This is a genomic window from Actinomadura sp. WMMB 499 (assembly GCF_008824145.1).
In the GTDB taxonomy this organism is placed as follows: Bacteria; Actinomycetota; Actinomycetes; order Streptosporangiales; family Streptosporangiaceae; genus Spirillospora.
Window position 1 is genome coordinate 4237975 of the sequence record NZ_CP044407.1, and the last position, 13265, is coordinate 4251239.

Sequence of the window (13265 nt, forward strand, 5' to 3'; positions counted from 1 at the left end):
GGACGGCGGCGGGCTCACAGCAGCGTTCGCGGGCGGACGGCGTTGGCCCGCCGGACCATCGCGTGCCGGACGTCCCGCCCGTCCGCGAGCTTGGCGAGGACCCGGTACGTCTCCTCCAGGCGCGCGCGCAGGGCGGGCTCGCGCAGCGGCGTGCCCAGCAGCCTGCGCCCGGACCTGAACCGTGCCGCGGCCGTCCCGGCGGCGCCCGTCCCGGCACCGGACCGCGCCCACGCCAGCGCCGCCTCCAGCACCTCCGCCGAGAACGCGGCGCGCCGCTCGGTGTCCAGCCGCAGGGACTCCAGCCGCCGCCCCGCCGCCAGCAGCGCCGCCGCCGACAGCGCCCCCGGATCGCGGCCCCGCACGGCCGCGGCGACCGCCGCGAGCTGCGCCGACAGGTAGTCGCTGGAGATCCGCGGCACCGCGTCCAGCACCCGCTCCGCGCCCGCCCGGTCGCCCGCCGCGAGCCGCACCCGCGCCAGCCCGAACGCCGCGCTGACGTGCGTCGGATCCGTGCGCCACACCGTCTCGTAGTAGGGTCCCGCGGACGCCCCGTCGCCCCGGCACTCGTGGCAGAACGCCAGCGCCAGCTTCGGCGCCTGCTCGCCCGGCATCAGGTCGTACAGGCCGTTGAACGTGCGCGCCGCCGACGCCGGGTCGCCGTCCGCCAGCGCCCGCACCCCCCGGTACCAGTCGACCCGCCAGTCGCCGGGCCGCTCCTCGGCGATCTCGTCGAGGAGGCTCTCCGCCCCGGCCGGGTCGCCCAGCCCGATCCGTGCGCGCGCCAGCGCCAGCTTCACCTCGGGCGAGGTGACCGGCGCGGAACTCAGCGCGACCGCCAGGTCGCCGGGATCGCGGGCGGTCAGCCCGGCCAGGAACGCCGACGCCGGGTCCGACCGCGGCACCAGCGGGGCGGGCAGCGCGGACGCCGCCGCGGCCGGCTCGGGCACCGCCAGCACCGGCGCGGACCCGCCGCCCGGCCCCGCCGCCGCGACCTCCGCGCCCGCCGTGAACTGCTCGGCGCCGAACTCCGGCGACGCCGCCGGGCGCGGCCGTCCGTCCTCCGCCGACAGCACCTCCCGCAGCACCCCGGTCAGCTGGTCCGCCATCTCCGCCGCGCTCCGGAACCGGCGGGACGGCTCCGGGTGCGTCGCGCGCCGCAGCAGCCGGTGGTAGGACTCGAACCGCTCGAACAGCGGCACCTCGTGCCGCGGCGGCAGGCTCCGCAGGTGCCGCCCCGTGTACCCGCGGAACGGGAAGCTCAGCACCGCCAGCGTCCGGCCGACCGTGTACAGGTCCGACGCCACCGACGGCCCCCGCGAGGCGACCTCCGGCGCCTGGTAGCCCGGCGTGCCGAACACCGGCCCCTCCGCGTCCGCCGCCCGCCGCACCCCGCCGAGGTCGATCAGCTTCAGCTGCTCCTCCGACTGGATCGCGTTGTCCGGCTTGAAGTCGCAGTACAGCAGCCCGACCCCGTGCAGGTAGCCGAGCGCCCTCAGCACCTCCAGCCCGTACGCGATCACCTGCCCGAGCGGCAGCGCCGCGTCCTCGCCCGCCGCGTCGCGGCGGCTCAGCAGGATGTCCTTCAGCGACCGGCCGCCGACGTACTCCATCACGATGTAGCCGGAGTCGCCGTGCCGCACGAAGTTGTAGATCTTGACGATGTTGGGGTGCTCGACCTCCGCGAGGAACGCCCGCTCGGCCGTCGCCGCCGCGAGCGAATCGGCGTCCCCGGCGTCCAGCAGGCCCTTCAGCACCACCCACCGGCCGCTGACGTTGTGGTCCCGCGCCAGGTACACCCAGCCGAGCCCGCCGTGCGCGAGGCAGCCGAGCACCTCGTACTGCCCGCCGACCAGATCCCCCGGCCGCAGCCTCGGGGTGAACGCGAACGCGTGCCCGCAGTGCGGGCAGAACCCCTCCGTGCGTCCCGGACGGCCGTCGCGGCCCCGGCCCACCTTCTCGCCGCAGCGGCTGCAGAACCGCCGGTGCTCCGGCACCCGCGGATCCGGCATGATCGCCGACGCCGGGTCGCGCGCCGGGACCGGCGGCACCTCCACCAGGCCCGCGCCCAGCATCCCCCGCCGTCCCGAACCGCCCGACCCGGAACCCCCCGAACCGGGCGAAAGGGGCGCGGCCTGGGCGGACGGGGCCGAGGCCACCGTCGCGGGGACGGGCGCCGCCGACTCGTGCGCCGGCTCCTCCGGGGGAGCCATGCCGCAGACGTCGCAGAAGCCGTCCGCGTCCACGACGCCCGCGCAGCCGGGCTGGGCGCACCGGTTCATCGGGCGGCCCCACCCGCCCGGACCGCCCGCTGGTACTCCGCCAGCAGCGCCGTCGCGCGGCGCAGATCGCAGGGGGCCGTCCACAGCACGTCCCGCGCCTCCTCGTACAGCGCGCAGAGCCGCTCGTCCTCCGCCAGGCCCAGCCGCGCCGCCTTCGCCCGGTACGCGTCCAGCCGCCCCCGCAGCTCCGCCCGCCGCTCCAGCAGCCCCGCGCTCAGCCGCAGATCGCTGCGCGCCCGCTCCAGCGCGTCCTCCGCCGCCCGCTCCAGCTGCGCCACCTGCCCCGCCAGCTCCACCCAGCGGCCCGCCTCCCGCAGCCGCTCCAGCGCCGCCATCCGGTCCCGCAGCCCCGCCGCCAGGTCCCGCGCCGGCTCCGGCAGCGTCGACGACCCGATCTTCACCAGGACCGTCTCGTACGCCCGCGCCGCCTCCCCCTCGACCCGCGCGACCTCCTCCACCGACGCCGCGAGCTGCGCCGCGACCGCCTCGTACCCGTCCCGCAGCCGCGTCACGCCCGCCAGCTCGTCGGCCAGCGCCCGCAGCGTCCCGCACAGCCGGTCCAGGCGCGCGGTGTCCGCGCGCCCGTCCCGCACCAGCGACAGCGGATCGGTGCGCACCACCCGGCCCAGCGCCGTCAGCTCGCGGCCCAGCCGGTCCAGCTCCGGGTGCCGCGTGCCGTCCAGCGCGTGCGCCAGCCGGGACGCGTCCCGCCACCGCGCCTCCGCCTCCTCCAGCGGCAGCAGCAGCGCCGACCACGCCGCGTCCGCCGCCGCCACCTCCCGCGCGACGAACTCGAACGCCTCCGACATCACCGCGACCGCCTCGTCCAGCGGGACGCTCCGCTCCCGCGGCCCCAGCAGCGTCCGCTCCGCCAGCGGGACCTCGCCGTCCGGCAGCGGCACCGACGAGCCCGACAGCATCCCCGTCAGCTCCGCCAGCACCGCCACGTCCGGACGGGACGACCGGTCGCGCAGCCCCGCCGCGTCCGCCAGCACCCCCCGGTACGCCTCGAACATCCGCCACAGCAGGTCCAGCCGCGCCTGCGCCGCCGCCCACCGCCGGTACGTCTCCCCGGACAGCCGCGCGCCCTTCAGCAGCCGCATGCCCGCGTGCTGCTCCAGGTCCACCAGCGACGCCGAGATGCGGTCGCGTTCCGCTTCCAGCCCCCGCAGGGCATGGTCGATGCCCTCCCGGCTCATGGGCGCGGCGGCCCCGGCCCCGCTCTCGTCCACGTCAGCCCCGCGCATCCTCTCGGTCCCCGTGGTGGCGTCCCCCCGCCCGTGCGCCTGGGAGCACGGATCGCACCAGGATCGGGCAGACACTCCCTAACAAGTGTGATCCGTGACACTAGGCGAGACAAGCTTCTTTCTCCACAGGCACCCTCCGGCCGCACTCGGCCTCCGGCGCCCGAAAGCCGTGGCCGTACTCTTTCCACCGGGAACGGGATGGCGCAAGATGGCGTTACCCAGATGACTCCCGACTGAAAGGAGCAGTGAGTCCGCGGTGTCGGACCCCAGTCATAGACCCGGTGCAACGTGGTAACCGCTGTACTGGGCGTACTCGCGGTGATCATCCTCACCGCCGCCACCGGCTACTTCGTGGCCCAGGAATTCGCCTTCGTCGCCGCCGACCGCGCGACACTCGAACAGGCCGCCGCGCGCGGCGACACCTCCGCCAAACGGGCCGTCAAGGTCATCGGCCGCGTGTCGTTCATGCTCTCCGGCGCCCAGCTCGGCATCACGATGACCACCCTCGTGGTCGGCTTCATCGCCAAACCGGCCCTCGCCGAACTCATCGAGCCGCTCCTCACCGTCCTCGGCATCCCCGACGGCGCCACCGGAGCGATCGCCCTCGCCACCGGGTTCGTCCTCGCGACCCTCATCCAGATGCTGCTGGGCGAACTCTTCCCCAAGAACCTCGCACTGGCCCGCGCCGAATCCCTGGCGCGCGCGCTGGCCGCCTCCACCCTCGTCTACCTCACGGTCTTCGGGCCGCTCATCCGGCTGTTCGACCGGTCCGCCGAACGGCTCCTGCGCGCCGTCGGCGTCGAACCCGTCGAGGAACTACACGGCGGCGCGACCCTGGAGGAACTCGGCGACATCATCGGCAAGTCGCACAGCTCCGGGCACCTGCCCGCCGACCTGTCCGGCCTGCTCGACCGCGCCCTCTCGTTCGGCGACCGCACCGCCGACGAGGTCATGGTGCCGCGCCCGTCCGTCCGGTCCCTGCCCGGCAGCGCGACCGCCGGCGACCTGGTCGCCGTCATCCGCGAGACCGGCCACAGCGCCTACCCCGTCTACGGCACCGAGGTCGACGACGTCGTCGGCGTCGCGGGCGTCCGCGAGGTCGCCGACGACGCCCTCGACCCCGCGACGCCGCTCGCCCGCATCGCCCGTCCCGCCCTGCTCGTCCCCGGCAGCCAGCCCCTGTACGGCGTCATCGAGCAGATGCGCGACACCGGCGAGGAGTTCGCGTGCGTCGTCGACGAGTACGGCGGCCTCGCCGGCATCCTCACCTTCGAGGACGTCGCCGAGGAACTCGTCGGGGAGATCGCCGACGAGACCGACGCCCACGAGGACGCCCCCACCACCGCGCCCGACGGCTCCTGGCTCGTCGACGCCGGCATGCGGATCGACGAGGTGTCCCGCCTGACCGGGCTCGCCCTGCCCGAGGGCGACTCCTACGACACCCTCGGCGGACTCGTCATGGCCCGGCTCCGCCGCCTCCCGACCTCCGGCGACCGCCTCACCCTCGACCTCGACGCCGCCCGCGTCGACCTCGAGGTCGTCAGCATCGCCCGCCGGGTCGCCGAGAAAATCAAGATCAACGCCGCGGAGGCCCTGGAGCCCGAGGCGGTGCGGCGGGAGCCCGCGGAGCAGGAGCCCGTGGAGCGGGAGCCCGGGGAGCAGGAGCCCGCGGAGCGGCAGGCCGCCGACCAGGAGGCCGCGTGGACCCGCTGACCACCCTGCTGATCACCGTCCTGCTCCTGGCCGGGAACGGCTTCTTCGTCGCCGCCGAGTTCGCGCTCGTCGCCGCCGGCCGGCCCCAGCTCGAGCGCGCCGCCGCCACCGGCAGCCGCCCCGCCGTCGCGGCCCTCGCGGGCGTCCGCGAACTCTCCCTGATGCTCGCGGGCGCCCAGTTCGGGATCACGATGTGCTCGCTCGGCCTCGCCATCGTCACCGAACCCGCCTTCGAGCACTACCTCGAACCGCCCCTGCACGCCCTCGGCGTCCCCGAAGCCGCCACGAAGGCCATCGCCCTCGCCTGCGCGCTCGCGGTCGTCACGTTCCTGCACATGGTCGTCGGCGAGATGGCCCCCAAATCGTGGGCGATCTCCCACCCCGAACGGGCCGCGCTCATCCTCGCGCTCCCGTTCCGCGCGTTCGCGAAGGTCTCCCGACCCGTCCTGTCGTCCCTGAACTCCACGACGAACGCCATGCTGCGGCTGATCCGCGTCACCCCGAAGGACGAACTCGACGACCACACCGACCCCGCCCGACTCAGCCACCTCCTCGGCGAGTCCCGGCGCCTCGGACTCATCGGCCGCCACGACCACGAACTCCTGCGCCGCGCGATCTCCGCACGCGAGGTCACCGTCGGCCGCCTCGTCGTCCCCGCGACGTCCGTCACCACGATCGACGCCGACGCGTCCGCCGCACAGATCCGCCGCGTGGCCACCGCGAGCGGCCACAGCCGGTTGCTCGTCCGCGGCCCGGGCGTCCCCGGGATCGTGCACGTCCGCGCCGCGATCACCGAACCGAACGGCGAGCGCCGCGCCGCCGACCTCGCACACCCCGCGCCCGTCCTCACCGCCGAGACCACCGTCCTCGACGCCGTCAGCCGGCTCCGCCGAACCCGCGCCCCGCTCGCCGTCGTCAACGACGCCGACGGCGAGTTCACGGGCATCGTGACCCTCGACGACCTGCTCGCGGAACTGCTCGCCACGAACCCGCACTGAACCCGTGCGGCGGCGTGATGATCTTCACGCCGCCGCACTTTCACCGGGTGTGAGACGTTAGACACGAGTAGAAGAGGAGAGAAACGGCCGCGAGGTCGATCTGGACGGGGATGGCGTCGGTGAACAAGTCAACGAGCGGACCGGGCGACGAGCCCGTCCCCACGTACGTCCCCGAGTCCGAGATCCCCACCGACGAACTCCCCCTGCCGGCGAGCGAGGAACCCGAGCCGGAGCCCGGCGCCGCACCGGCGGCCCCGGAGAACGCCGACGGGCCCGAGGCCACGCCCCGTCCCGTCCCCCACACCGCGCCCGCGCCGGACCGCGCCCCGGAACCGGCCCCGGACCCCGGCGGCACCGACGCGCCGGAGCCTCCCCATGGCCCGCCGGCGGGAAAGGACGCGGACGACGGCGAGGCCCAGGCCGACCGGACGCCCGACCACGAGGCGTCCACCACCCCACCGGCGGCCGAACGCGAGAACGAGCCCGGCACCGACGACTCCCCCGCAGAGGTGGCACCCCCCGAGGGCCAACCACCCGCCGTGCCCGACAGCCCCGCAGACCCCCGGGCGCCCGAAAACGACACGTCCGGCAACACGCCGGCGGAGCGGAACACCGACGGGCCTTCGGCGACGCCCCTGACGGCCTCGGAAAGCCCCGACCCGGCAGGTCCCCCGGAACCGCACCACGAGACGTCCGACGACCCACTGGCCGAGCAGAACACCGGCGAGCACGCGGACTCGTCCCCTGCGGGGGCCGAGAACCCCGGCACCGGCCCCTCAGACGCCCCGGAACCGCTCGACCACACGTCCGGCAACGCCCCGGACGAGCCGACCGCCGGCGAACACCCGGACACGCCACCGGCGGGGCCGGAGCGGCTCGAGCCGGGGGAGGTTCGGGAGCGCGCCGAGCGGGTGTGCGACGCGCTGATCGAGGCCTACGAGCGGCTCGACGCGGCGCCGCGCGACGAGGGGACGGTCGGGTGGGGCACCCGGCTCGCGGCCCTGCGGGCGTTCCGGGAGCGGCGGGTCGCCGGGGACTGGGAAGTCCTCGCGCGGTTCGTCATCGACTCGCGGGACGTGCCGGGGACGGACGATGTCCGCATCGTGCGCGTGTCCGGCGAGGCGGGCGAGGCGGCGGCCGTCCGGGAGGTCGTGGACGGGCTGCTCGCGGCGGGGGAACGCGTCCTGGTGCTGGCCCCGACGGCGTTGCGGGCGGCCGCGGTGCTGCGCGAGTTCGAGGCCGACACCGGGGTGTTCGCGCTGGCCGTCGACACCGAGCCGGGGGAGGCGCCGCCCGAGCCGCCCCGGAAACCGCCCGAGCGGCCGAAGCCCCCGCACGGGACCGTCGAATTCAAGCTGGTTCCGGACGTCACGCGCGTGCAGGCGCTCCCGGTGCCGTCCGCGCCGGAGACGTGGGTGCGCGGCGCGGTGCTGCGGACGGCCGGGGAGGCGTGGCGGCAGTCGTGGCAGACAGAGCTGCGCATGCTCCGGCGCGGGTCGATGTGGCTCGAGCAGTGGCCGCGCGACCACGCGGCGCTGGAATCGGTGCGGGCCGTGAACCTGCGGCGGCGCGAGGAACTCGAGGCGGAGCGGGCGTCGCTGGTCGCGGCGATCGAGGAGGCGCGGGGCGCGGCGGAGTCCGCGGCGGGCGCCGCCGCCGAGGCGGCCGCCGAGGCCGAGCGGCTGGACGTCGAGCAGCGCGCGGCCGAGGCGGAACTGGTGGGCCCGCAGGCGGAGGCGGAGCGGCTGCAGGCCGCCGCGGACACGGTGTCGGCCGAGGCCGGAGAGTTGACGCGCGTCGCCGACGCGGCCCACGCGCGGTGCACGGAGCTGGGCCGGCGCACCCAGCAAGCCCAAGGGGAGATGCAGGCCGCGCGGCAGGTGGAGGAGTCGCTAGCGGACGAGCTGCAGCGGGCGCACGAGGCGCTGCCGGCGGCCGTCCAGGACGCCGAACGGGCGGTGGCGGCGGACGCGGACGCGGCGGCGGAGGGGCACGCGAGCTACTACCGGCTGGTGTCGGCCGAGTCGGCGCTGTCGGCGATGCAGAAGAAGATGTCGATCGGGCAGAAGCTGCACGTGGCGTCGCCGCCGTCCGGGCTGCGGAGCATGCGCGCGGAGGTGAAGGCGCGGCGCCGGGAGGCGGACGAGGCGGCGAAGCGCGCGGCGGAGGCCCGGCACGCGGCCGAGGAGGCCGACCGGCTGCGGCGCGGCCTCGACCAGTTCGTGGCCGACGGAGGCGCGCGGCTGAGCTCGGCGCGGGAGGCGCAGCAGCGGCTCGGCGAGGAGCTGACGTGGCTCGCGACCGAGCGGGAGCGGGCCGACGCCGAGCACCGCGAGCAGGCGCGGCTCGCCGCGGAGGCGGTCCATCGCGCGACGGAGGCGGGCCTGGCGGCCCGGCTCGCGAAGCAGGCGGCGCGGAAGATCGAGGAGCGCGTCGAGGCCGCGCGGACGGCGCGCGCGGAGGCGCTCGCCACCGCGGAACGGGAGGGCGCCGCGGCCGAGGAAGCAGCCGGGCGGGCGGCGGAGGCGTCGGCCACGCTGGAGCGCCGTTCCGCGGAGGCCCAGGACGAACTCGCCGCGCGCGACGCCGAACTGCAGACGGCCGAGGAGGCGGAAGCGCGCGCGCGGGAACACGTCGAGGAGATCTCCGGTTCGAGCCCGTCCGCCGAGCCGGAGGCGATCGCCGCGCACCAGTCCCGCGCGATGGCCCGCATCGAGGAGCTCACCGCGTACCTGGACGGCCGGGCGCTCGACGCCGACGTCCTCCTCCGGACGGCCGACGTCGTCGTCGGCACCCCGGTCGCCGCGGGCCTCGCGATCCAGGACACCGAGTTCGACGCGCTCGTCACCGCGGGGGACGTCCGGGACGCGGACTTCCTCCTCGGCGCCGTCCGGGCCCGCCGCCGGGTCCTGGTCGGCGCGCCCGGCGCGAGCCCGCCCGCCCACCGGGAGTACGCGGGCGAGGAGCCCGCCGAGCGCCTGACCAGGGGCCCGCTCGGCCGGGCGCCCAGCGAGGACGCCGACCCGACGATCGTCGACGCCCCGCCGGAGGACGCGCCGCCCGCAGATCCGACGATCGCGGACGCCACGACCGTCGACGCGCCGCCGGACGCGTTGCCCGAGGACGCGACACTCGCCGACGCCACGACCGTCGACACCCCACCCGAGCACGCGCCACCACCCGACCCGACAACCGACGACACGACGGCCATCGACACGACGCCGCCCGAAAACGGCCCGTCCGAGGACGGGCCGTCCCGCCCGGACGACCGGCACCCGTAAACGACGGGACCGTCCGAGGAGCGGGCGGGCTCCCTCGGACGGTCCCCGTGCCGGACGGACGGACGGCCGATTGACCGCCCGCCGGGCCGTCAGTCGTCGTCGTCCACGAACAGGTTCAGCACCCAGCCGACCACGCCGACGACGATCGCGCCCCAGAAGGCGGCCCAGAAGCCGTCGACGTGGAACGGCAGCTCGAGGCGGGCGGCGACCTCGCTGGTCAGCCACAGCAGGCCCGCGTTGACGACGAGGCCGATGAGGCCGAGGGTCAGTACGTAGAAGGCGCAGCCCAGCGTCTTCACGATCGGCTTGATGATCGCGTTGACGATGCCGAAGACGACGGCGACGCCGAGGAGGGTCAGCGCACGTCCGCCGGCGGTGTCGCCGACGCCCGTGACGCCCTGGACGGTGATGCCGTGGATCAGCGCGGTGGCGGCCCACAGGGCGACCGCGGTGATGCCCACCTTGAGAAGAATGCGCACATCACCAGGGTGCGCGGCCGCCCCCGGGGCCGCCATCAGTCCATGCGGCGATTTCGCGGGGTGCGCCGATCAACTTCAGGTAGGAGACGGCCTCATTCGTTCCGGTCGAAGAAGGGAGACCGGACGGACGGGCCCCGGCCGGCGGGCGCGGGCGCGGGGGCGGGCGCGGGGGCGGGGGGCGGCGGCCACGCCTGCGTCCCCGGGCGTCCCGGCTCGCCGGGGGGCGCCGGACGGTCGGCGGGCGTCCCGCCCTTGCCCTGGCGGGCGCGCGCGAGTTCGCGCTCGAGGCGCCGCTTCTCCATCTCCAGGGTGGTGAGCGACTCCTCGTGCTCTTCCCGCAGGTCGCGCAGGTCGCGGCGGCTGCGGAGGATCCGGCCGGCGCCCATGAAGGTGAGCATCGTGCCGATGACGAAGACGGCCGCGACGGCGGCGCCGGCGGCGAACACCTGCCACTCGTTGCTCACGAGCGGGACGTCCTGGCCGAAGACGACGAGTTCGGCGGGGCCGGTGTTGGCGAGCAGGACGCCCGCGCCGGCCGTGATCGCGGCCGCGACCAGGAGGAATCCGACGAAAACCATGTGCAGAGCTCCTCTGCTGTGACTCCGGAGGGGGTACGGAGGACACCCACCATGCCAGAACACGTGTACAAGATCCGAAAAATCAGCATTCGCCCGGTTTGGTTCCGGCACCCGCGCCCCGGGTACCACGGACCACAGCGACACCGGGAGGACGACCATGCCCCTGCAGGCCATCGTGTTCGACCTGGACGGGGTCCTGATCGACTCCGAGCCCGTCTGGGAGGACGTCCGGCGCGCCTACGTCGCCGAGCTCGGCGGCCGCTGGCTCCCGGACACCCAGGACCGGCTGATGGGCATGAGCACCGACGAGTGGGCCGCCTACATCGCGACCGACCTCGTCGACGGGGTGGACGCCGAGGACGTCGCGTACGCGGTGATCGATCGCATGTCGCAGCGGTACACCGAGCACCTGCCCGTCCTGCCGGGCGCGCGGGAGGCCGTGCGCCGGATGGCCGAGCACCGTCCGCTCGGGCTCGCCAGCTCGTCCCCGCGCGCCCTGATCGACATCGTCCTCGGGCGGCTCGGCGTGGAGTCGCTGTTCCCCGCGACCGTCTCCACCGAGGAGGTCGACCGGGGCAAACCGGCACCGGACGGATATCTCACCGTGGCCGCGCAGCTCGGCGTCCGGGCCGACGCGTGCGTCGCGATCGAGGACTCCTCGAACGGGCTCCGCTCCGCGCACGCCGCCGGCATGCGGGTGATCGCGATCCCGCGCCCCGCGCACCCGCCCGCACCGGACGCCCTGGCCCTCGCCGCGCACGTCGCGGACGGCCTGGACGACCTGACCGTGGAGGTTATCCACAAGGCGGCGAAGTGACGCACGGTGCCGGCGACGGCTCCTAGTATGGGCGAATGTCCTCCCCCGAGACTCCCGAGACCGTCGAGATCGACGAGACGCTGCGGCGCGTGTTCGGCTACGACACGTTCCGGGACGGCCAGCGGGAGATCGTCGAGCACGTGGTCTCCGGCGGGGACGCGCTGGTCCTGATGCCGACCGGCGGCGGGAAGTCGCTGTGCTACCAGATCCCGGCGCTGGTCCGGAAGGGCACCGGCATCGTGATCTCCCCCCTGATCGCCCTCATGCAGGACCAGGTGGACGCCCTGCGCGCGCTCGGCGTCCGCGCGGGCTTCCTCAACTCCACCCAGGACCTGGACGAGCGCCGCATCGTCGAGGCCCAGTTCGTCCAGGGCGAGCTCGACCTGCTCTACCTCGCGCCCGAGCGGCTGCGCCTCCCGGCGACCGTCGAGCTGCTCGACCGCGGCGACGTCTCGCTGTTCGCGATCGACGAGGCGCACTGCGTGTCGCAGTGGGGGCACGACTTCCGGCCCGACTACCTGATGCTGTCCGGCCTGCACGAACGCTGGCCGGACGTCCCGCGGATCGCCCTCACCGCCACCGCGACCGAGGCGACCCGCGCGGAGATCGCGTCCCGGCTCGACCTCGAACGGGCCCGGCACTTCGTCGCGAGCTTCGACCGTCCGAACATCCAGTACCGCATCGAGCCGAAGACCGACCCGAAACGCCAGCTCCTCCGCCTCCTGCAGACCGAGCACGAGGGCGACGCGGGCATCGTGTACTGCCTGTCGCGCAACTCGGTGGAGAAGCACGCGCGGTTCCTCACCGACAACGGCATCGAGGCCGTCCCCTACCACGCGGGTCTGGACGCCGGGACGCGCGCGACGAACCAGTCCCGGTTCCTGCGGGAGGACGGGCTCGTCGTCGTCGCGACCATCGCGTTCGGCATGGGCATCGACAAACCGGACGTCCGGTTCGTTGCCCACCTCGACCTGCCGAAGTCGGTCGAGGGCTACTACCAGGAGACCGGACGCGCGGGACGCGACGGGCTCCCGTCCACCGCCTGGCTCGCCTACGGCCTGCAGGACGTCGTCAACCTGCGCAAGATGATCGACTCCGGGGAGGGCGACGCCGCGTTCCGCCACCGGCAGAGCACCCACCTCGACGCGATGCTCGCGCTGTGCGAGACGCCCGGCTGCCGCCGCGTCCAGCTCCTGAACTACTTCGGGCAGGCCGCCGAACCCTGCGGCAACTGCGACACCTGCATCACCCCGCCCGAGACGTGGGACGCGACCGTCCCGGCGCAGAAGGTGCTCTCGACGGTCGTGCGGCTCGACCGGGAACGCCGGCAGAAGTTCGGCGCCGGGCACATCGTCGACATCCTGCTCGGGAAGAAGAACGCGAAGATCATCCAGTTCGACCACGACGACCTGAAAACGTTCGGCATCGGCACCGAGCTGCGCGACGTCGAATGGCGCGGCGTCGTCCGGCAACTCCTCGCCCAGGGCCTGATCGCCGTCGAGAGCAACTACGGCGCGCTCGTCCTCACCGACGCGAGCGCCGAGGTGCTGCGCGGCGGCCGCCAGGTGATGATGCGCCGCGAACCGGAACGACCGACCGCGAAAACCACCAAGACCGCGAAGGAGCGCAAGGCCCCCGTCGAACTGTCCGAGGAGGCCGCACCGCTGTTCGAGCGGCTGCGCGCCTGGCGCGCCGCGACCGCCAAGGAACAGGGCGTCCCCGCCTACGTGATCTTCCACGACGCGACGCTCCGCGAGATCGCGACCGCCCGCCCCTCGACCCTCGCCGAACTGGGCGGCGTGAGCGGGGTCGGCGAGAACAAGCTGGCGAAGTACGGCGAGCAGGTCCTCGAGACCCTCGCCGGCTGAGGTCC

General features: G+C 74.9%; 9 protein-coding genes. 5 read left to right on the forward strand and 4 right to left on the reverse strand.

What is annotated here, in order from left to right; all coding sequences use genetic code 11:
- Positions 1-14: 14 nt before the first annotated feature.
- Positions 15-2279 (reverse strand): serine/threonine-protein kinase, encoded by a 2265-nt coding sequence (locus F7P10_RS18595; protein ID WP_151010493.1) that lies wholly within the window; start codon positions 2277-2279, stop codon positions 15-17.
- On the reverse strand, positions 2276-3526 hold the full coding sequence (locus F7P10_RS18600; protein WP_254716694.1) for a hypothetical protein: 1251 nt from the start codon (positions 3524-3526) through the stop codon (positions 2276-2278). The genes F7P10_RS18595 and F7P10_RS18600 overlap by 4 nt, the downstream gene beginning before the upstream one ends.
- Before the next feature lie 288 nt (positions 3527-3814).
- Between F7P10_RS18600 and F7P10_RS18605 the strand changes: the two genes are divergently transcribed.
- The 3 genes from F7P10_RS18605 (at position 3815) to F7P10_RS18620 (ending at position 9518) form a co-directional block, all read left to right on the forward strand.
- Positions 3815-5239, forward strand: a complete 1425-nt coding sequence (locus F7P10_RS18605; RefSeq protein ID WP_176611535.1) for a hemolysin family protein — start codon at positions 3815-3817, stop codon at positions 5237-5239.
- Positions 5227-6237, forward strand: coding sequence for a hemolysin family protein (locus F7P10_RS18615; RefSeq protein WP_151010495.1), 1011 nt, complete (start codon positions 5227-5229; stop codon positions 6235-6237). Before F7P10_RS18605 ends, F7P10_RS18615 begins: the two co-directional genes overlap by 13 nt.
- A 119-nt stretch (positions 6238-6356) precedes the next feature.
- On the forward strand, positions 6357-9518 hold the full coding sequence (locus F7P10_RS18620) for a hypothetical protein (RefSeq protein WP_151010497.1): 3162 nt from the start codon (positions 6357-6359) through the stop codon (positions 9516-9518).
- 89 nt (positions 9519-9607) lie between these two features.
- On the opposite strand, the gene F7P10_RS18625 is transcribed toward F7P10_RS18620, so the two are convergent.
- Positions 9608-9997, reverse strand: coding sequence for a phage holin family protein (locus F7P10_RS18625; protein ID WP_151010499.1), 390 nt, complete (start codon positions 9995-9997; stop codon positions 9608-9610).
- Between the two features lie 92 nt (positions 9998-10089).
- Entirely contained in the window at positions 10090-10575 is a 486-nt protein-coding gene (locus tag F7P10_RS18630) for a hypothetical protein (protein ID WP_176611536.1), read from the reverse strand.
- A gap of 157 nt (positions 10576-10732) precedes the next feature.
- On the opposite strand from F7P10_RS18630, the gene F7P10_RS18635 reads away from it, so the two are divergent.
- Positions 10733-11392, forward strand: coding sequence for an HAD family phosphatase (locus F7P10_RS18635; protein WP_151010501.1), 660 nt, complete (start codon positions 10733-10735; stop codon positions 11390-11392).
- 35 nt (positions 11393-11427) lie between these two features.
- Positions 11428-13260, forward strand: a complete 1833-nt coding sequence (gene recQ / locus F7P10_RS18640; protein WP_151010503.1) for a DNA helicase RecQ — start codon at positions 11428-11430, stop codon at positions 13258-13260.
- The last annotated feature ends 5 nt before the right edge of the window (positions 13261-13265 follow it).